Source organism: Salinibaculum salinum, assembly GCF_037645885.1.
GTDB classification, from domain to species: Archaea; Halobacteriota; Halobacteria; order Halobacteriales; family Haloarculaceae; genus Salinibaculum; species Salinibaculum salinum.
Genome location: NZ_JBBENW010000023.1, coordinates 1 through 17,758, shown reverse-complemented (window position 1 = coordinate 17,758; position 17,758 = coordinate 1). Strand labels below are relative to the sequence as shown.

The window sequence follows — 17,758 nt, the reverse complement described above, 5'->3', positions numbered from 1 at the left end:
ACGTGTGCGGCACCCACCGGTTTAGGACAACCAAAAGATATAACCTGCGGTGTTGTTTAGGGTTGCCTAAAATGGACGAGACGCTCTGTGCGATACGCGACCGCATCGAGTCGCTGGCGACGCCGACAGGGGATTATTATATCGTCTGTGGCCAGACGGGACAGCAGCCGGTTCCTATCGATGGAACGTGGTTCCCGGATCGGGAGACGGCGGCCGAAGCCGCACAGACGGCGACAGCGTACCGGGCTGCCCTGCGCGAGTACGACCAGCGAACGCCGGTTCACGACTTCGTGGTCTGCCAGCAGGTCGAAGACCGGTTGGCGGGCACTCCAGTGACAGCAGAATCGGCGGGACAACGGCGGGAGGGAGACGCATGACCGTCGAGACGCACCTCCACCGCGCGCGCAAGCGCGTAGAGAGCGAACGGGCCGTCGTGGCCGGCAAGCAGGAGGGATTCGACTCGTTTACCGAGCGCGTCAAAGACCTCTCCGCAGGCGGGCCGAACGTCGAACAGTCGGGACAGGCCGTTGCCGGTGGCATCGCTGCCAGGAGCGTCACTCGCGGGCCTGACCAGCGCGAGCGGGTTCGGTCGGCGTTCGCCGAAACTGTCGGGCAGCAGATCGACGCTGACTCGGTGCTGGTATCGCTCCAGCAGGAACTCAGTGAGGACGTCGCCCTCGCACTCGCACCGACGACGAACGCGTCGTTTACGCCACAACTCCGGCGACAACTGCTCACACAGGTTACTGCACGCGAACAAGAACTCGCGGTGACGGATTCAGCGCTGCGACGCGAACTGGACTCCATCGAGACGCACCTCGAAACGGTCGACAGCGTCGTCACCTGGCTCGTCGAGAACGACGAGACACCGCTATCGGAGCTGAATTTCGATGCACTACGGACGCGCCACGAGAAACTCGGCGAGTTTCGGCAGACGTGTAGCGAGCGAATAGTAGCCAGACAGGAACTGCTGGCCGCGACGACGAGCGAGGGTGGACAGGTCGGCGTCTCCCACCGCGGCCTGGTCGGATCACTCTACGAGAACTTTCCCGTCGACTATCCGGTACTGGCGACGACGACCCGGTTGCTCGACGCATGCGACGACGCCCAGCGAGCGGTTCGCGACCACCTCGTCCGACGGGTCTGAATCAGGAGTCCGTCGTCTCGGTACCGGTTTCACCGGCCTCCGTCGCCTCGGCAACCTCGTCGGGATCCGTCTGGCCGGTAATCTCCATTTTGCGGAGCCAACCGTACCACAGCAGGAAAATCGTCGTGCCGTACCCCAGGAACCAGATGAGTGACCCGAGGGTGCCGTAGCCAGCTATATTCGCGAGTCGCACGGTAATTCCAGTTCCCGCGACGCCGACGAGCAACACCAGCGCGAACAGCGCGCGCGAACTCAGTGCCATACCCACCGTTGGGTTTCGAGGGGTGTTTGTCTTTCGTGTCGTGACGACCGTAGCGCTCATATATCGTCTGGGAAGCATATATCACCATGCGCCCGACGGTCCCCTGGTCGTGGTTCCTCCTCGCCGGTATCGGCCTGCTAGTCGTGACAGTGGGGGCGAGCGCCGTGCTTGCCCCGCCGATTCAGGAAGGTGTAACAGACGGCGTCACGGACAACGAGACGCGCCAGACGCTCGTCGGATCACACGGTGGCGGTCCAGGGTATCACGAAGACGGGAGCGTCTACCTGCTGAACGACACTGACGTGGCGTGGAAAGAGGACAGTGCCGACAGTAATTTCGAAGTTACCCGCCTCGACAACGGGAGCGTCATGGTCGGCTTCGCGGAGGGCGGTTACACCGACTGCGGCCCCTACGAATCGCCCTGTACGCACACCGGCTACCGCATCGTCGATCCCGACCCCGAACCGACGATCGTCAGCGAGTACAGTTTCCCCGTCCGGTCGATTACCAACAGCGAGTCCCACGCGGCGAAGCCGCTTCCCGACGGCGGCGTCGCCGTCTCCGACATGGACCAGGAACGGCTGTTCGTCGTCGAGAACGGCTCGATTACCTGGGAGTGGCGGGCCAGTTCCTTCTACGACGCGCCCGACGACCCTACGCGAACCGACTGGCTTCACATCAACGACGTCGACTACATCGGCGACGACCGCTTCTTGCTTTCGGTGCGCAACGCAAACCAGATTCTCGTCATCGAGCGCGGCGAGGGGGTCATCGAAGTCATCAACGAGGACCGCTCGGACGAAGACGACGACTCGTGCATGAGAGGCGGACAGTTGGATGACTACGACGATGACGGCGATGTTCGGTGTGGCAATCCCGACGTGATGGACCACCAGCACAACCCACAGTGGCTCGGCGACGGCGCAGTGCTGGTCGCCGACAGCGACAACGACCGCGTGGTCGAACTCCACCGCACCGAAGACGGCCGCTGGGAACCGGTCTGGACGGTCTCGGAAGCCCAGAACATCGATTTTAGCTGGCCCCGGGACGCCGACAGACTTCCCAACGGTAACACACTCATCACGGACACGCGAAACCAGCGCCTCGTCGAGGTCGACGAAGAGGGAAGCCTCATCTGGAGCGTCGAAACCGAACGAATCCCCTACGAAGCCGACCGCGTCATCGAGAATGACACGGGAATCCGGGAGGTCTCCCGCGAGAACAGTTCCGTCGACAGTTCCGCCAAGGGTGGGATGCCGCTACTGTCGACGCTGACTGTGGCTGCCCACTCGGTCGTCCCGGCACTCCCCTACTGGTTCCAGGAAATGCAGGTACTGGGAACGCTCGTCTCGACGCTACTCGTCGTCGGCGCTCCGATACAGTGGTTCCGAACCCGCGAGAAAGAAGGAACCTGACCCGCCAAGTCGTACTGGCCGGCGTGTTTTGAGAAGGAGAGTCGCTACCGAATAACGAAATTCTCGAACCGTGTCCGACAGATTCAGGCGTCGCCGTCCCAGTCCATCCGACAGTTGTCGTCACAGAAGTGTGCACTCTGTACCTGACCGTCATCGATCCACGTGATGACGCGGTGGCGTGGGCTGTCAAGAATCGTCGCGCCACAGGTGGCACACGCGGGGGCATCCTCCTCGGAGATATTCTCGCCGAGGTCCGAAGTGGGGTCAACCATGTTAGTTTGAGTCTCGGGATGCCCCTACTTAATCCCATATATCGAGTGGTGACCTTCACGATTGTCTTATGCAAATACTACCGCAGGACGGCAGTCGGTTCAGTCACCGATCCCGGACCACCGTCTCGCCGGGTGTCGTAGTCGCACCCGACGACAGGACGACGCCAGCGTTGAGGTTCGTGTCGATTCCCGTCTTCGCACCGTCGCCGACGACCACGCCGAACTTCCGGCGACCCGTCGAAACGCGCTCTCCTTTGACCGTCAGCCGCACCGCTTCGTCGTCGTGACGGAGATTCGCGACCGTCGTTCCAGCACCGAAGTTCACGTCCTGGCCGAGCACGCTGTCACCGACGTAGGAGAGGTGGGGGACGTTCGTTCCCGCCCGCACGACCGTATTCTTCAGTTCGACGCTCTGGCCGACGTGGACGTTCTCGCCGAGCAAGGTTGCACCGCGGATGTACGCGTTGGGACCGACCGACGCGCCCGACTGGACCAGCGCCGGCCCTTCGATGACGACACCCGGTTCGACTGTCGCACCGTTTTCGACGACGACGTCCCCCCGGAGGTCGGCATTGTCGGCCACGTCCCCGCGAATGTCGCGGTCCAGTTCACCGAGTTTCCACTCGTTGGCTTCGAGCAGTTCCCATGGTCGACCCACGTCCAGCCAGCGTGCCAGTTCGACTGCCGTCACGTCGAACTCGTCGACGACGCGCCCGACGACATCAGTCAGTTCGTGTTCGCCCCGTTCGGATTCGGCCACGTCTAGCCACTCGCGGGCTACTGCCGGGAAGACGTACGCGCCGGCGTTTGCCAGGTTCGACGGCGGATCTGGCGGCTTCTCGACGATGTCGGTCACTCGGTCGCCGTCGGTCGAGAGGACACCGTAGTTCGTGGGGTCCGACACTTCCTGTGCGGCGATGGCCGGCCCGGCCTCGAACAGCGCCGCGACGCTTTCGGGGTCGTAGAGGTTGTCGCCGTTGAGAACTACAAAGTCACCGTCGAGTGCGTCGCGGGCGGCACGCACGGCGTCGGCGGTCCCACGCTGGCGTTCCTGGACGGCGTAGGTGACTGGCACGCCGCGGTACTCCGCTCCGAAGAAGTCCCTGACGGCGTCGGCCTCGTATCCGACGATGAAGACGAGTTCACCTGTCCCGGCGTCGACAGCGGCATCGGCGGTGTGGGCTGCGAGCGGCCGGTCCGCGACTGGCAGCATCGGTTTGGGTGTGCCGTCAGTCAGCGGACGCATCCGGGTTCCCTGTCCCGCCGCGAGGATGACAGTCTGCATACGACGCAGGTCGGTTGGCTGGCACTAATGGCTACCGCAAGCGGCACCGTGCGCATCCGAAGAGACGCCTCTCCAGGCCTACCGACGTTTGCGGCCGCGTCGAGCCGAAACGGGCGCCCGGTCCTCGAAAGAGGATCCACAGCTCGGGCACAGTCCCTTCTCGAAGAAGACGGTCGGTCCCTCCCTCGTCTCCGGGTTCCAGTGGACGCGATAGCCACACTCGTTACACCGGGTGATACGTCGACTCATACCACTATTTTGACCGCAGTGTGCTTAACTGTGCGGCCGACAGGGAAACTGACACCCTATAATTTAAATTGAGACGGGCTCGAAGACACCACTATGAGCCTCGAAATGGAACACGAGTGTCCGAACTGCGGCGAGACGCGTTCGTTCTGGAAGATAGCAAGTACGGAACTCCACCTCGGCCGGAAGGTCAAGTGGGACTGTCCCGAGTGTGACTACGGCTTCGTGCAGATCGACGGTGCGGTAGACACGAGCACCGCCTGACCGGACATGGGAGCGGACATCCGGGTACTCGTCGTCGACGAGGACGAAGACGTACTCGAGTTGACCGAGACGTTTCTCGAACGGGAAGCGGATGCGCTGTCGGTGCTGACAGAGCCGAGGGCAAGCGCCGCTGTCGACCGGGTGACAGACGGCGATATCGACTGCGTCGTCAGTGACTACCGGATGCCCGAGATGGATGGCCTGGAGCTGTTCGAGGCCGTCCGCGAACGTGACGGTGACCTGCCGTTCTTCCTGTTGACGGCCGCGGCCGACGAGAAGACGCTCGACCGCGCCGAGAGCGCGGGCGTCACCGGATTCATTCAGAAAGGAGCGGGAACCGACCACTACACTGACCTCGCGGACCGGATCGTCGACGCCGTCTAGGCCTCGACACCGACCTTACTCCCCGTCGAGCGCCTGCCAGGAGAGTTGCGGCGTTCGCGCAGCGGCCACCTGGTCGATCCGGCGCGCTGCGGTCGCCTCTGGTGCGGCTTCGAGCGTCGCGTCGTCTTCGCCAGCGACAGCGTTGAAGGCTGACGCCAGCTGGTCGAGGGTCCGCTTACTCTCGATTTCGGTCGGTTCTGTCATCAGCGCCTCCGGAACGATTTCGGGCCACTTCGTCGTCGGCGGGTGGACGCCGTAGTCGAGCATCCGCTTTGCCACGTCGGCAGCGTCCTGGTCGCCCGCACTCGCGACGAATTCGTGGTGGAAGGGGCGGAACGGAACGTCGTACTCGATTTGCTCGGCGAGGTAGTTGGCGTTCAACACGGCTTTCGCACTGGCGTCAGCCAGCCCCGAATCACCCAACCGGGCGATGTAGGCGTAGGTTTTCAGGAGGACCAGCCAGTTACCCTCGAAGCCGTGAACCTTGCCGATAGTGTGGTCTGGGTCGAAGCGTTCGTACGTCCCGCTCGGTGTTTCCCGGACGCGAGGCGCTGGCAGGAATGGGGCGAGTTTCTCGGCGACCCCTACCGGGCCGGCACCGGGTCCACCGCCGCCGTGCGGCGTCGCAAAGGTCTTGTGGACGTTGTAGTGCATGATGTCGAATCCCATGTCGCCGGGTCGGGCCTGGCCGAGCAGCGCGTTGAGATTCGCTCCGTCGTAGTAGAGGAGTCCACCGGCGTCGTGGACCAGGTCTGCAATCGCCTCGATGTCGCGCTCGAAGAGTCCCAGCGTGTTGGGATTGGTGAGCATCAGCGCGGCAGTGTCCTCGGTTACTGCCGCATCGAGTGCATCCAGGTCGACGCGGCCGTCCTCGGCACTGGGCAACTCGACCACGTCGAAGCCAGCCATCGCCGCGCTCGCGAAGTTGGTTCCGTGAGCGCTGTCCGGAACGACGATTTCCGAGCGGTCCTCGCCGTTGTGGTCGTGGTAGGCTTTGGCGACGAGCACGCCCGTGAACTCGCCGGCAGCGCCCGCAGGTGGCTGGAGCGTCACCGCGTCCATCCCGCCGATGCGCGCCAGGTAGTCCTGTAGTCCCTCCATGACGCCGAGGAGCCCCTGGACCGTCTGCTCGTCCCGGTCCGGGTGAACCGCAGCACCGGGCAGGGCAGCGAGGTCCTCGGTGAACTTCGGGTTGTACTTCATCGTACACGATCCCAGCGGGAAGGGACCGCTCTCGACGCCGTAGTTCATCTGTGACAGTCGCGTGTAGTGCCGTGCCAGTTCCGGTTCCTCGAGCGAGGGGAGTTCGACCGAGTCGCGAGTCAGGTCGTCTGGGAGCGGCCCGTCGTCGCCCACCTCGGCCGCCGTCGTGTCCTTCTCGGAGAGGAGCGGTTCGTAGCGGTCGTCCTCGAACCAGCGGGCCTGTTCGTAGCTCATCGTGCCACCTCCTCGACGGCGGCGACCAGTCCATCCACGGCGTGTTCGTTCGTCTCGGTCACACAGACTTGCACAAGGTGGTCGTCGATAGCGTGGACCGCGTAGCCCTCGGCTGCGAGGTCGGCCGTGATGGCGGGTGCAGGCTGGTCAGTTCGAGCGACGAACTCCCGGAAGTGGTGTCGGTCGTGGACCGGTGCCTCGATACCGACGATCTCGTCCAGTCGCATGGCGGTGTCGCGGGCCCGCCGAACCGAATCCTCTGCGAGTTCGACCAATCCATCGGGACCGAGCGTGGCGACGTGCATCGCGGTGCGAAGCGCGACCCACGCCTGGTTCGTGCAGATGTTGCTCGTGGCTCGCTCCCGGCGGATGTGTTGTTCGCGCGTCTGCAGTGTGAGCGTGTACGCACGCCGCTCCGTGCTGTCCTCGCCAGCGCCGACGAGGCGACCGGGAACCTGCCGGAGGTACTCTTCGCGCGTGACGAACAGTCCAAGTCCCATCCCGTAAGCCGTCCCGAGACCCAGCGTCGCGGCGTCGCCGACCACGACGTCCGCGCCGACATCGGCCGGGCGTTCGAGCAACGCGAGCGCAACGGGGTCGGTGCCGAGACAGAACAGCGCGTCGGCGTCGTCGGCAATCTCACCGATAGTTTCGAGATGTTCCTCGACGACGCCCCGGACCGTCGGCGTCTCCGCGTAGACCAGCAGCGTCTCCTCGTTGGCGAGGTCAGCGAGTGCGTCGACGTCGACGCACCCGTCGTCCATCGGATAACTGTCGACAGTTAGGCCGACGCCGTCGGCGTAGTTTGTAAGCACCGAGCGTTTCTCCTCGCGGACGTGTTCGGGGACGAGAACGCGCGACCCGTCCACGTCGCGAACGCGTGCAGCGAGTGTCGCTGCCTCCCCCAGTGCCGTCGCCGCGTCGTAGACGGAGCAGTTCGCGACCCCGAGACCGGTCAACTCGACCAGCATCGACTGGTACTCGAAGAGTGCCTGCAGGAATCCCTGCGCTATCTCTGGCTGGTACTGGGTGTAGGAGGTCAAAAACTCCTGGCGGTCGGCCAGGTGGTCCACGAGCGACGGGACGTAGTGGTCGTAGTGTCCCCGCCCGAGAAACTCTACCAGGTCGGCGTTACGTCCGAGCGCCGCCCCTACCTCTCGGCGGACGGTCTGCTCGCTCCGAGCGTCGATACCGAACGAACCCTCGAATGCAACACTGTCGGGGATGTCGAACAGGTCGCGCTCGCTGTCGACGCCGACGGCATCGAGCATCGCCGCCCGCTCTGTCGCGGTGTGAGGGGCGTACGGACTCCCCCGCTTGTCTCCGCTCATACTCTTGGCCGTCTTTAGACAGGCCGCTACACAACGTTTTCGGGTCAATCACTCGCCAGTGAGCGCGTCCGATTCACAGAATCCCAGCAGCAGATTGTTTTCCCTGGAAGTTGAGACTACAGTGGGCTTAGCGGGGCTGTGATGCGTGGCTTCAGCCGAATCGATGAGCAGAAACTGATGCAGATCGCTTTCTGACCGGAGGTTATTATTTAATTTCCAACAAATCTGGAGTGTTTCCCACGATCGCGGGTAGTGTAGCCACTCAGACGTTGCGCTACCACGGGTAGAGATCCTCGCTATCCGATTCCGGTTTCCTTCTTCAGCAGCGTTAGTGTATTATCTGCCGTCACCGTCGGCGCGTGCTCGTACTCACCAGTCAACTCAACCTGGACGAGTAGATCCACGGCTCGCCAGATCGAGTACAGCAGACACGCGAACGCGAAGTAGAAGAACCGTAGTCCGAAATGCTTCGACATCGTCGCCGCCATGAACCGCTTGATCGATCTGTAGCCACTCTCGATTTCCCACCGGTAGCCGTACTCCATGAGGTGTCCGCTCCCCTGATTCGTCATGAACACCGAGTACTGCCGGTGATCGTCGTGCTCTGAGTCTTCTTTCCGCCGATAGATCAGCGTCGTCTCGTGCCACTCGTTCTTCCCGAGATGGAGCTTGCGGTCAGTCTCGTACCGGTCTTGATCGCGCTGGAGCAATCGCTTCGCTTGGGCTTTCTCGCTGGTTTGCATTCGTTTGGGGACGACGTATGAAAGCTCACGCTGGCTAAGCATCTCCAAGACGTGCTGGCTGTCAAACTCCCGGTCCATTAGCACGTTATCGACGTGAACCGTCTCCTCGGCTGAATCCAAGAGGTCTTCGACAATTTCTAAACGGGACTCACCCTTCCGAACTGGCCGTGCGTCTAGAACAATGGGTACTGCATTCCCTACTAACTGGACGGTGGCCCACTGGTAAGCGTACTCATCGGTCTTCTCTTTCGTCCCGATGATCTCGTCCTCGTGCCCGGTCCTGTCGCCGGTGAAGGGATTGGCTTCGGTGATATCAATGGCGACAATACCAGCCCGAAAGAACTGCTTCGTCTCCGCGACCTTGTTCAGGAGCCTGTTAACGGCCTGTGGGTACATCTTGCGAATCTGTTCGATCGAGAGTTCGCGAATGTGGTCGCGGTGAGCGTGTCCGAGTGGTGTCCGGTCCCGGGTTGACTCGTAGACGAAGCTGCGAGCACCCTCGTTGGCGGCCAGATTCTCACGGAGCCCGAGATAGGTCTGTAAGCCCCAGTAGGCGTTCTCGTGGATCTCACAGCCTTTGCAACGGTCCAGCGAGAACGCCGGGAAGACGACCCGACTGACATGATCGGTGATTATCTCTGCCTGCTCCAAGACGCTTTGCTCGTCAGGTGTCGAATCCTTGCCGTCGCTGCTCTGATAACAGAGTTTCCGCTTAGGCTCACGTGGAATCCCAGCACCCGCATTCTGGGCTTTGATGAGGATCGTTCGAGCGGCTGTCTCCACTGTCTCTCGGAGATCAGGGGTGAACCGCTCGTGCCAGCTTCGCCACAGTGTCGACTGGTCTGGGATCGTCTCGAAACCCAGTTGCTCGCAGAGTTCAGGACGGGTCCCGAGGTAGTCGACGAGTGCTGTTTCGTGTTCCCACCCGTGGAGTTCTTTCAATACAAACGCCCGAAAGAGGGTGTCCATCTGGTAGCGGGTCGGCCCCGCATACCGGTCGTGGGCACTGAACCGGAAGTAGGCTAGAGGGAGTAAACAGACGAACTCCTTGACCGAGTCGTGGCTTTCGTGATCGAACCACGTCTCTGAGACTGTCCGGATATCGGATTCCAGTCCGGCGAGCGACGTTCGATCGTACAGTGGTGTCGAATTATACGCCGGCCACTCACCGTATTGTCGTTGGGCGATGCGTCGAAAGACAGTTCGGCGAGACATAGGAGTCGAACCCACTGCGAGATACTGAGCAACGCGTGCTCAAGAATTCGTCCACATCGACATGAGATTCTGAAGAAGACTATTACAGGCATCCCCTCTGTGTCTGTGTTCGTCCCCCGATTCGATGTGCCGGGTATCAACGCTGAAATAGGGTGGCTTGACGCCTCACGGACCATGATCCGGTCAACTCGGTCCGACGATCGGTTTCTATGATGTCCGGCGATGGCAGTCTTCAGCGGAATCTACCGCTCTGAGGCCACGCGTATAGCTGTCTCTCGACAATTTCGAGCCTTAACGCAGCGTCACAATTTTGAGCGTCATGGTTAACACCCTGGCCCAATCAACTCAACATATGAGTACGACGGCCGAGGAGAGTGAACAACCTGAAATCGAAGTTTCAGAAGCTGCCTCGAAGAAGGCTCTCGCTCTCTTAGACGAAGAAAGCTTGGACACTGACACGGCAGGACTTCGACTGTTCGTCCAGCAAGGAGGATGCGCGGGGCTGTCATATGGTATGCGGTTCGATACGAGTCCCGACGAAGATGATATCGTCTACGAGCACCACGGCCTGCGAGTGTTCGTTGATCCCGCGAGTATCCAATATATTGCGGGGAGTGTTGTTGAGTATGAGACGGGTCTCCAAGGCGCAGGCTTTGATGTTGAAAATCCCAACGTCGTCTCGGAGTGTGGCTGCGGCGAATCTTTCCGCACCTGAACACGACTGCCAACACGATGATCACCGCTGCAAATAAACGTAGACACAATGGACACTGACAAACTCGAGCATCGTCTTCTTTCTATTCTCAAAGAAGATCCGAAAGCTTCCCTTGGGGAAATCGCCAACCAGGCTGACGTTGCGAGACCGACCGCCCGAAAGTATATCGAGAAACTCGAGGAGGAAGGTGCTATTGTCGGTTATACTGTCGAAATCGACCCAAAGAAAGTCAACCACCAGAGTATTGCGATGGTTGGAATCGATGTCCAGAGTGATCAGTACCCCGAGGCGACAAGTCAGCTCAGAGATATCGACTCGCTGACTGCGTTGTATACCGCAACCGGGGACCATATGTTGATGGCCGAACTCGAGGCCACAGGAAGTACCGAACTAAATGAAATAGTCAGCGACCAGATTCTTTCCATTGAGGGGGTGACTACCGCCTGCCCAGCTGTGCTTCAAGAACGGCTCAAATGAGTGAGAAGGAGACATACTCCTTCAATTTTGTATTTCAGAATATTCAGTACAATATTGCGACTGTGTAACGACGACAGATCCACAGTTCGGGCATCTAAGTTGGTACTGGTCACTCGCAGAAGACATGTTCCAATCACCACCGAGAGAACTCTGATATCCACATGACGGACAAAAGAGGACTGATTTCCGATTAGAGTTGTTCACCCGTTCGACACCTCATCTGCCGCTTGGAGAATCTCCGGGTACCGTTTCGCAATCGTTGGTTTGCTCACGTTAGCAATTTCGGCTAGGTCGCCTTGGGTGACTTCCTGATTTGTACGTTTAGCAGCCGCATACAGCGCTGCTGCGGCTATTCCGATAGGATTTCGACCATTGTGAACACCCGCTTCGATCGCGGATCGAATCAGTTCCCGACTTCGGCGTTCCGTTTCATCCGGACACCCCAATTGAGAAGCGAACCGAGCAATGTATGCTTCGGGATTCGGCGGAGTCATTTCCAGTTCCAACTCATCTACCAGATAGCGATACGCACGCTCTATCTCCAGTTTATCAACGTGACTCACCGCAGCAACCTCATCAAATGAACGGGGTGTATTCTCCATACGCGACCCGGCATAGAGGGCTGCCGTCGCCACTCCTTCGATCGAACGCCCCCGGATCAGGTCCTTTTCCAGTGCTTGCCGGTACAATACACTCGTCGTTTCCCTGATCGGATCGGGGCACCCAAGCGCAGACGCCATCCGGTTAATTTCCCCCAGCGCGTGCTTTAGGTTCCGTTCTTGACTATTCTTTGTCCGGAACCGCTCGTCCCATTTCCGGAGGCGTCGCATTTTCTTTTGTTGACGAGACGAGAGCGACTGTCCATACGTGTCCTTGTTTCGCCAGTCGATAACCGTCGACAGACCACGATCGTGTAATAGCTGGGTTTGGGTACTTCCGACCCGTGACTTGGCCTTCTTTTCTCTGGATCCATACGCTCGCCATTCGGGCCCGTGGTCAATCTGGTCTGATTCGATTACGCGACCACAGTCTCGACAATGGAGTTCGGCCTGTGCCTCGTTGTGGACGATGCGTCCTCTGCACTCGGGACACGTTTTGACCGATGGTTCATTCCGGCCCTCTTCGCCCGTCTCACCGTGTTCCTCTGGGCGGCTTTCTTCCCGAATCCCTGACGTCGTGAATGATTCAGTCACGTTCAGCTACCCCGGTAGGAAGGCGGAAGCGGCGCAGCCGGCTGGACAAGCGGATATCCCAATCCCGGCAACTCCGGAAGCTAGCATACGAGCTGGGTATACTGACTCTGAGCGGAGATCGGTTGTCTGACTGCTTCCTGGAATGACAATCAGTGAGCAATGATACCATACGACCCTGTTGCATCTGTGCGATACTAAGTTTTTATATTGAAAACTTTGATTGGGTATTTCAATACTCAATATAGAAGTTTCAGAGAATAGTTGCTTAGATAGCCATTAAAGATAGTTATGAATCAAACTTATGTTGCCAGAGCCTCAACGTGAATTCATGAGTTCGGAACAAGACCATCTTCAGGACACCGATACCGAAGCACGCTTCGAGTTCAAGAAAGAGGAGAACTCCGCGTTCGAGACGGAGAAGGGCCTGACCGAGGAGACTGTCCGGGTCATCTCCGAGGACAAGGACGAACCCGAGTGGATGCTCGAACGACGCCTGCGCGCGCTCGAACAGTTTCAGGAGATGCCGATGCCGACCGGTTGGCCCGGCGCTCCTGACCTTTCCGAGGTCGAGATCGAGGAAATCGTCCCGTACATCCGCCCGGACATCGAGACACGGGGCGGCGCCGAAAACTGGGAGGACCTCCCCGAAGAGATCCAGGACACCTTCGACAAACTGGGCATTCCCGAGGCCGAGAAGAACGCCCTCTCGGGCGTCGGCGCCCAGTACGAGTCCGAGATCGTCTACCAGAACATGCAGGAGCAATGGGAGGAGAAAGGCGTCATCTTCTGTGACATGGACAAGGCCGTCCAAGAGCACGAAGACATCGTCAAGGAATACTTCATGACGAAGGCCGTCCCACCAAGCGACAACAAGTTCGCGGCGCTCCACGGTGCCATCTGGTCGGGTGGTTCCTTCGTCTACGTTCCCGAGGATACAAGTGTCGATATGCCTGTCCAGGCGTACTTCCGGATGAACTCTGAGGGGATGGGCCAGTTCGAGCACACGCTCATCATCGCCGAGGAGAACTCCGAAGTCCACTACATCGAGGGGTGTTCCGCCCCGAAGTACTCGGCGTTCAATTTACACAGCGGTGGCGTCGAAGTGTTCGTCAAGGAAAACGCCCACGTCCAGTATTCGACGGTGCAGAACTGGTCGAAAAACACCTACAACCTCAACACCAAGCGCGCCATCGCCGAGGAAGAAGGAACCATGGAGTGGGTGTCGGGGTCAATGGGCTCGAAAGCCACGATGCTGTACCCGTCGACGGTCCTCAAGGGACCGGGCGCGACGGACAACCACATCACCATCGCCATGGCTGGCGAAGGACAGAACATCGATACCGGCGCGAAGGTCTACCACAACGCGCCCGACACGAAGTCGACCATCGAGTCCAAGTCCATCAGCAAGGACGGCGGCCGCACGAACTACCGTGGACTCGTCCACATCGCAGATGGCGCGGAGAATGCTTCGACATCGGTCGAGTGTGACGCGCTGATGTTCGACAACGACTCCACGTCGGACACGATGCCGTACATGGAGATTCAGGAGCAGAAAGTCGACGTCGCCCACGAGGCGACCGTCGGCAAGATCGGCGACGAGGACGTGTTCTACCTCGAATCTCGTGGCCTGGACGACGACGACGCAAAGCAGATGATCGTTGCCGGCTTCATCGAGCCGCTCACGGAGGAACTGCCCATCGAATACGCGGTCGAAATGAACCGGCTCATCGAACTCGAGATGGAGGGGAGCCTCGGATAGTGACCGGTTCGGCTGGTGGCTAAACAACAACGCACTAGAAGATATTTCAATGGCTATTGATCCGAATTTCGAGGATACCTATGAGGAAGTCGACCGGCACGAGGATCACCGAGTGTGGACAGCAGATGGAGAGGAGCCAACGGAAGAAAAACAAGGCATCCACGGAACCCATGTTGCAGTGGATTTCGAGATCTGCATCGCCGATGGCGCTTGTCTGGAAGACTGCCCTGTCGACGTGTTCGAGTGGACCGATACCCCTGGTCACCCCGAGTCCGAAATCAAGGCCGACCCCACCTACGAGGACCAGTGCATTGACTGCATGCTCTGTGTCGATGTCTGCCCTGTCGATGCAATCGACGTTGACCCAGGGCGAGCGGGGAGGCTCTGAACCGGGGTGGATGAGCGCTGGCGATGATCCTGACATTACAGTGTTACCGGTGCGGGGCCGACTACGAGTACGTTGGCACCTCGCCTCATCCAGGCCAATGCCAGGCGTGTGGCTCGCCGTGTGTTCCCCCTGCAGGGAGTCTCAGCGTCCTCAACAGCGCTCACTGGGAGAGCGCAAACGGCCTCTCGAAAGTCTGGGTGTATGCGCTCGACGAACAGGATCGCCCGTTCGAATTCGAGGTCGCCGCACAGGGCAACCGTGGAAAATTAGTGGCACTGAGAGTCGACGGTATATCCGTTGCTCCACAAGTAGACGAGACACTCGAAACGCTTCCCCCGGCAGTGAAAACCAAACTCGCTGACGCAGGAATTGAACGGGTAGATCCCAATACACCCAAACAATAAAAGTGATGATAAGAATTCATTTGAGCGACTGGTGACCAGGAATGAGAAACAACACGACAGCGAATCCGGCTGTCAAGACCGCAACGCGGAGAACATAACAACATGAGCTCAGACGTCAGATTCACCGACTTCAAATCCGACAAGCAGCCAACCTGGTGTCCCGGTTGCGGTGATTTCGGGACGATGAATGGAATGATGAAAGCGCTCGCGAACACGGGTAATGACCCGGACAACACGTTCGTCGTCGCCGGTATCGGCTGTTCGGGGAAGATTGGTACCTACATGCACAGTTATGCGCTCCACGGCGTCCACGGACGCGCCCTTCCTCTCGGTATCGGGGCGAAACTGGCCAACCCGGATCTCGAAGTGATGGTCGCCGGGGGTGACGGTGACGGGTACTCGATCGGTGCGGGCCACTTCGTCCACGCCGTCCGCCGCAACGTCGATATGAGCTACGTCGTGATGGATAACCGCATCTACGGGCTGACGAAAGGCCAAGCCTCGCCGACATCGCGTGAGGACTTCGAGACGTCGACGACGCCCGATGGGCCGAACCAACCGCCAGTCAACCCACTCGCGCTCGCGCTGGCTGCTGGGGGAACGTTCATTGCCCAGTCGTTCTCGTCGGACTCACAGCGCCACACCGAAATCGTCCAGCAAGCGGTCGAACACGACGGCTTCGGCTTCGTCAACGTCTACTCACCGTGTGTCACGTTCAACGACGTGGACACCTACGACTACTTCAGAGACTCCATCGTCGACCTGGAAGAAAGTGACCACGACCCCACCGACTACGACGACGCAAAAGACGCCATTCTCGACGCCGACAAAGAGTATCAGGGCATCGTTTACCGAGACGAGGACTCCACTCCCTGGGAACAGCGCGAAGGAGTCACCGAGAACATGGCCGACATTCCCGATGGGGCCCCGGACGACGCGATGAATCTCGTCCGTGAATTCTACTGAATACTAGAGATTATTTAATGTCCATACAACAATCAATCTCGATCGAGAACGTCGTCGCCACGACCAGCATCGGACGAGAACTCAACCTCAACAGTGTTGCGTTGGATCTGGATGGTGTCGACTACGATCCTGAACAGTTTCCGGGCGTTATCTATCGTACGAACGATCCCGAAGCAGCAGCACTCATTTTCCGGTCAGGAAAAATCGTCTGCACCGGCGCTGACAGTGTAGACGCTGCTCACGAAAGTATTAATATCGTCTCCAGTATGTTCAGCACCCTCGACATCGACATGCCCGATGAGCTAGATATTGCTGTACAAAATATCGTCTCGTCTGGCGATTTAGGCACGAAGCTGAATCTCAACGCAATAGCTATCGGACTCGGTCTTGAACACGTCGAGTACGAACCAGAACAGTTCCCTGGATTAGTCTACCGTCTGGAGGACGACGATGTCGTCTTGCTCCTGTTTGGGTCGGGGAAAGTCGTCATCACCGGTGGCAAAGACCCAGATGATGCTCATCGGGCGCTAGATACCGTCCAAAAGGAACTGGATACACTCGGACTACTGAGCTAAGAAGACCGCCTGATTGGTAAACTCATGTGTAGTGTCGAGAAAGCGATTAAAGACGTCGGGAAACTGTATCGAGCCTTCCCCGGTCCCGATGGGAATTATTTGAGTGCGGCGAGTACAAGTAGGTGAACTGTCGTGGAGCGTCTCCACAGGCGACTACTCGCCGCACATGCTGACACAATCAAGGAGGTCGTTAACGCGGGAACAGCAGTTGCTACTGCAATCGAAGAGTGGCCGGTCGTAGATGGCACGGTCATCCGAGTGCCGCTTGACCACCTACTCCAAGAACGTGGACTACCGACCCCATTGCTTGCGACCCTCGAAACAACTGCTGCAACGCTCGGCGAGGAGATCCGCGGAGCACCGGTTGCTGCGCCACCATATTATGTGGTGACTAGTCGCGGCCCACTCTGCCGCGGAACGTTGGCCGATGGTCGCCGTCTCGTGATCGAATTCGAACTCTTCGATATAAAAACACGGCCTCGACGTTATCGCTTCTGTGATCCCTGTCCCAAAGAGTGTCTTCAGATTACGCTCGCTGGCCCCAAAGGGTGACTTGACTCGGTCATAGAAAGGGACTGCTCTCAACTGTCCCGAAATGATATTATAACTTTACTACATAAAATTAATACACTCAAACACAAATAATAGCGCTACAAGACCGGTACCGGTGTATTCGTAGTGAATATTTTTTAATCCACTCATCAGGGCAAGGAACCGTGTTCACTCTTCAAATCCGAAGATCTGACGCAATTCATTTTCGATCCGGTCGACGAACTCCGTGAGAACGGCGTCGAAGGTTTCCTCGTCGCCGGGCAAGGTCTGTCTCCGTTCCTCAATATCGTCGGGCAGAGTAACGCGAAATTGTCCATCGCCCTCGTAGACCGGTTCGCTCTCGTTGAGCACCTGCCGGTCGATAGCGCGGAGCACCTCTGAGTTAGCCTGGCCGTGGAGTTGCTGATACGCATTCGAGTATGCCGTCTCCAGTTCCTTGAAATAATGCACGTATTTCTCTTCAAATTTTTCTGGATCGAATTCGGTCATCACTGTATCGACGGGCGGAAGAAATATAAGATTCAGTGGCCGGACCTGGCAGGGACTACACCCCCTCCCCCCGGCCACTCGAGAGTCGGGGCACCAATTATACTGCTGATGATCTGTCGCGTTTCCAGTATTTAAAACCGGCGTGAAGCCGGTAATGGCGACCTGATGGCTGCGAATTCCAACTCTCAGCAAAGGCCGCCAACAGGAAAAACGGACGCACCGTACTTCAATTCTGATCA

22 protein-coding genes are annotated in these 17,758 nt (G+C 59.0%); 12 read left to right on the top strand and 10 right to left on the bottom strand.

The window, feature by feature from the left end:
* Positions 1-71 precede the first annotated feature (71 nt).
* Together WDJ60_RS16520 and WDJ60_RS16515 are read left to right on the top strand one after the other, a co-directional pair.
* On the top strand, positions 72-377 hold the full coding sequence (locus tag WDJ60_RS16520; RefSeq protein ID WP_340101801.1) for a DUF7552 domain-containing protein: 306 nt from the start codon (positions 72-74) through the stop codon (positions 375-377).
* Positions 374-1,147 carry a DUF7260 family protein gene (locus WDJ60_RS16515; RefSeq protein ID WP_340101800.1) on the top strand — a complete coding sequence of 258 codons (774 nt, stop codon included), beginning with the start codon at positions 374-376 and terminating at the stop codon, positions 1,145-1,147. The genes WDJ60_RS16520 and WDJ60_RS16515 overlap by 4 nt, the downstream gene beginning before the upstream one ends.
* A gap of 1 nt (position 1,148) precedes the next feature.
* On the opposite strand, the gene WDJ60_RS16510 is transcribed toward WDJ60_RS16515, so the two are convergent.
* A complete protein-coding gene (locus WDJ60_RS16510) occupies positions 1,149-1,409 on the bottom strand; it encodes a DUF7996 family protein (protein ID WP_340101799.1) in 261 nt (86 codons plus the stop codon).
* 86 nt (positions 1,410-1,495) lie between these two features.
* On the opposite strand from WDJ60_RS16510, the gene WDJ60_RS16505 reads away from it, so the two are divergent.
* The gene (locus WDJ60_RS16505; protein WP_340101798.1) at positions 1,496-2,824 is read left to right on the top strand and encodes an aryl-sulfate sulfotransferase; all 1,329 of its coding nucleotides are present in this window, start codon (positions 1,496-1,498) and stop codon (positions 2,822-2,824) included.
* 83 nt (positions 2,825-2,907) lie between these two features.
* Here WDJ60_RS16505 and WDJ60_RS16500 read toward each other — a convergent pair whose 3' ends face one another.
* The 3 genes from WDJ60_RS16500 to WDJ60_RS16490 all read right to left on the bottom strand — a co-directional run bounded on the left by WDJ60_RS16500 (position 2,908) and on the right by WDJ60_RS16490 (position 4,630).
* The gene (locus WDJ60_RS16500) at positions 2,908-3,096 is read right to left on the bottom strand and encodes a DUF7576 family protein (RefSeq protein WP_340101797.1); all 189 of its coding nucleotides are present in this window, start codon (positions 3,094-3,096) and stop codon (positions 2,908-2,910) included.
* A 103-nt stretch (positions 3,097-3,199) separates the two neighbouring features.
* Positions 3,200-4,381 (bottom strand): bifunctional sugar-1-phosphate nucleotidylyltransferase/acetyltransferase, encoded by a 1,182-nt coding sequence (gene glmU, locus WDJ60_RS16495; protein WP_340101796.1) that lies wholly within the window; start codon positions 4,379-4,381, stop codon positions 3,200-3,202.
* 78 nt (positions 4,382-4,459) lie between these two features.
* Positions 4,460-4,630, bottom strand: a complete 171-nt coding sequence (locus WDJ60_RS16490; protein ID WP_340101795.1) for a hypothetical protein — start codon at positions 4,628-4,630, stop codon at positions 4,460-4,462.
* A 93-nt stretch (positions 4,631-4,723) separates the two neighbouring features.
* Here WDJ60_RS16490 and WDJ60_RS16485 point away from each other — a divergent pair, with 93 nt between their 5' ends.
* Positions 4,724-4,891: a DUF7838 family putative zinc beta-ribbon protein gene (locus tag WDJ60_RS16485; RefSeq protein ID WP_340101794.1), complete on the top strand. Its 168-nt coding sequence runs from the start codon at positions 4,724-4,726 to the stop codon at positions 4,889-4,891.
* 6 nt (positions 4,892-4,897) lie between these two features.
* Positions 4,898-5,275 (top strand): response regulator, encoded by a 378-nt coding sequence (locus tag WDJ60_RS16480; protein ID WP_340101793.1) that lies wholly within the window; start codon positions 4,898-4,900, stop codon positions 5,273-5,275.
* Positions 5,276-5,290: 15 nt separating this feature from the next.
* On the opposite strand, the gene gcvPB is transcribed toward WDJ60_RS16480, so the two are convergent.
* From gcvPB to WDJ60_RS16465, 3 genes are all read right to left on the bottom strand, one after another.
* Positions 5,291-6,712, bottom strand: a complete 1,422-nt coding sequence (gene gcvPB, locus WDJ60_RS16475) for an aminomethyl-transferring glycine dehydrogenase subunit GcvPB (protein WP_340101792.1) — start codon at positions 6,710-6,712, stop codon at positions 5,291-5,293.
* Positions 6,709-8,043: an aminomethyl-transferring glycine dehydrogenase subunit GcvPA gene (gene gcvPA / locus WDJ60_RS16470; protein ID WP_340101791.1), complete on the bottom strand. Its 1,335-nt coding sequence runs from the start codon at positions 8,041-8,043 to the stop codon at positions 6,709-6,711. Before gcvPA ends, gcvPB begins: the two co-directional genes overlap by 4 nt.
* Positions 8,044-8,339: 296 nt before the next feature.
* Positions 8,340-10,001 (bottom strand): transposase, encoded by a 1,662-nt coding sequence (locus WDJ60_RS16465; RefSeq protein ID WP_417750472.1) that lies wholly within the window; start codon positions 9,999-10,001, stop codon positions 8,340-8,342.
* Between the two features lie 352 nt (positions 10,002-10,353).
* Between WDJ60_RS16465 and WDJ60_RS16460 the strand changes: the two genes are divergently transcribed.
* Together WDJ60_RS16460 and WDJ60_RS16455 are read left to right on the top strand one after the other, a co-directional pair.
* Complete coding sequence (locus WDJ60_RS16460) at positions 10,354-10,716, top strand: HesB/IscA family protein (protein WP_340101789.1); 363 nt, start codon at positions 10,354-10,356, stop codon at positions 10,714-10,716.
* Between the two features lie 48 nt (positions 10,717-10,764).
* The gene (locus tag WDJ60_RS16455; RefSeq protein WP_340101788.1) at positions 10,765-11,193 is read left to right on the top strand and encodes an Lrp/AsnC family transcriptional regulator; all 429 of its coding nucleotides are present in this window, start codon (positions 10,765-10,767) and stop codon (positions 11,191-11,193) included.
* Positions 11,194-11,214: 21 nt separating this feature from the next.
* On the opposite strand, the gene WDJ60_RS18930 is transcribed toward WDJ60_RS16455, so the two are convergent.
* Together WDJ60_RS18930 and WDJ60_RS16450 are read right to left on the bottom strand one after the other, a co-directional pair.
* Positions 11,215-11,397 (bottom strand): DUF8106 domain-containing protein, encoded by a 183-nt coding sequence (locus WDJ60_RS18930; RefSeq protein WP_465269248.1) that lies wholly within the window; start codon positions 11,395-11,397, stop codon positions 11,215-11,217.
* Positions 11,394-12,386, bottom strand: coding sequence for a transcription initiation factor IIB (locus tag WDJ60_RS16450; protein ID WP_340101787.1), 993 nt, complete (start codon positions 12,384-12,386; stop codon positions 11,394-11,396). The genes WDJ60_RS18930 and WDJ60_RS16450 overlap by 4 nt, the downstream gene beginning before the upstream one ends.
* Before the next feature lie 328 nt (positions 12,387-12,714).
* On the opposite strand from WDJ60_RS16450, the gene sufB reads away from it, so the two are divergent.
* From sufB to WDJ60_RS18925, 5 genes are all read left to right on the top strand, one after another.
* Complete coding sequence (gene sufB, locus WDJ60_RS16445; protein ID WP_340101786.1) at positions 12,715-14,145, top strand: Fe-S cluster assembly protein SufB; 1,431 nt, start codon at positions 12,715-12,717, stop codon at positions 14,143-14,145.
* Positions 14,146-14,194: 49 nt separating this feature from the next.
* Positions 14,195-14,533, top strand: a complete 339-nt coding sequence (locus WDJ60_RS16440) for a 4Fe-4S dicluster domain-containing protein (RefSeq protein ID WP_340101785.1) — start codon at positions 14,195-14,197, stop codon at positions 14,531-14,533.
* Between the two features lie 506 nt (positions 14,534-15,039).
* Complete coding sequence (locus WDJ60_RS16435; RefSeq protein WP_340101784.1) at positions 15,040-15,903, top strand: 2-oxoacid:ferredoxin oxidoreductase subunit beta; 864 nt, start codon at positions 15,040-15,042, stop codon at positions 15,901-15,903.
* 17 nt (positions 15,904-15,920) lie between these two features.
* Complete coding sequence (locus WDJ60_RS16430) at positions 15,921-16,478, top strand: TATA-box-binding protein (RefSeq protein ID WP_340101783.1); 558 nt, start codon at positions 15,921-15,923, stop codon at positions 16,476-16,478.
* Between the two features lie 132 nt (positions 16,479-16,610).
* On the top strand, positions 16,611-17,030 hold the full coding sequence (locus WDJ60_RS18925) for a DUF7988 family protein (protein ID WP_465269247.1): 420 nt from the start codon (positions 16,611-16,613) through the stop codon (positions 17,028-17,030).
* Between the two features lie 168 nt (positions 17,031-17,198).
* On the opposite strand, the gene WDJ60_RS16425 is transcribed toward WDJ60_RS18925, so the two are convergent.
* Complete coding sequence (locus WDJ60_RS16425; RefSeq protein ID WP_340101782.1) at positions 17,199-17,519, bottom strand: DUF5783 family protein; 321 nt, start codon at positions 17,517-17,519, stop codon at positions 17,199-17,201.
* Positions 17,520-17,758: the final 239 nt, after the last annotated feature.

What these genes read in the sequence shown, in the direction of transcription:
- WDJ60_RS16520 (WP_340101801.1), top strand. Translation starts at nt 72, where the DNA reads ATGGACGAGACGCTCTGTGCGATACGCGACCGCATCGAGTCGCTGGCG.
- WDJ60_RS16515 (WP_340101800.1), top strand. Translation starts at nt 374, where the DNA reads ATGACCGTCGAGACGCACCTCCACCGCGCGCGCAAGCGCGTAGAGAGC.
- WDJ60_RS16510 (WP_340101799.1), bottom strand. Translation starts at nt 1,409, where the DNA reads ATGGCACTGAGTTCGCGCGCGCTGTTCGCGCTGGTGTTGCTCGTCGGC.
- WDJ60_RS16505 (WP_340101798.1), top strand. Translation starts at nt 1,496, where the DNA reads ATGCGCCCGACGGTCCCCTGGTCGTGGTTCCTCCTCGCCGGTATCGGC.
- WDJ60_RS16500 (WP_340101797.1), bottom strand. Translation starts at nt 3,096, where the DNA reads ATGGTTGACCCCACTTCGGACCTCGGCGAGAATATCTCCGAGGAGGAT.
- glmU (WP_340101796.1), bottom strand. Translation starts at nt 4,381, where the DNA reads ATGCAGACTGTCATCCTCGCGGCGGGACAGGGAACCCGGATGCGTCCG.
- WDJ60_RS16490 (WP_340101795.1), bottom strand. Translation starts at nt 4,630, where the DNA reads ATGAGTCGACGTATCACCCGGTGTAACGAGTGTGGCTATCGCGTCCAC.
- WDJ60_RS16485 (WP_340101794.1), top strand. Translation starts at nt 4,724, where the DNA reads ATGAGCCTCGAAATGGAACACGAGTGTCCGAACTGCGGCGAGACGCGT.
- WDJ60_RS16480 (WP_340101793.1), top strand. Translation starts at nt 4,898, where the DNA reads ATGGGAGCGGACATCCGGGTACTCGTCGTCGACGAGGACGAAGACGTA.
- gcvPB (WP_340101792.1), bottom strand. Translation starts at nt 6,712, where the DNA reads ATGAGCTACGAACAGGCCCGCTGGTTCGAGGACGACCGCTACGAACCG.
- gcvPA (WP_340101791.1), bottom strand. Translation starts at nt 8,043, where the DNA reads ATGAGCGGAGACAAGCGGGGGAGTCCGTACGCCCCTCACACCGCGACA.
- WDJ60_RS16465 (WP_417750472.1), bottom strand. Translation starts at nt 10,001, where the DNA reads ATGTCTCGCCGAACTGTCTTTCGACGCATCGCCCAACGACAATACGGT.
- WDJ60_RS16460 (WP_340101789.1), top strand. Translation starts at nt 10,354, where the DNA reads ATGAGTACGACGGCCGAGGAGAGTGAACAACCTGAAATCGAAGTTTCA.
- WDJ60_RS16455 (WP_340101788.1), top strand. Translation starts at nt 10,765, where the DNA reads ATGGACACTGACAAACTCGAGCATCGTCTTCTTTCTATTCTCAAAGAA.
- sufB (WP_340101786.1), top strand. Translation starts at nt 12,715, where the DNA reads ATGAGTTCGGAACAAGACCATCTTCAGGACACCGATACCGAAGCACGC.
- WDJ60_RS16440 (WP_340101785.1), top strand. Translation starts at nt 14,195, where the DNA reads ATGGCTATTGATCCGAATTTCGAGGATACCTATGAGGAAGTCGACCGG.
- WDJ60_RS16435 (WP_340101784.1), top strand. Translation starts at nt 15,040, where the DNA reads ATGAGCTCAGACGTCAGATTCACCGACTTCAAATCCGACAAGCAGCCA.
- WDJ60_RS16430 (WP_340101783.1), top strand. Translation starts at nt 15,921, where the DNA reads ATGTCCATACAACAATCAATCTCGATCGAGAACGTCGTCGCCACGACC.
- WDJ60_RS16425 (WP_340101782.1), bottom strand. Translation starts at nt 17,519, where the DNA reads ATGACCGAATTCGATCCAGAAAAATTTGAAGAGAAATACGTGCATTAT.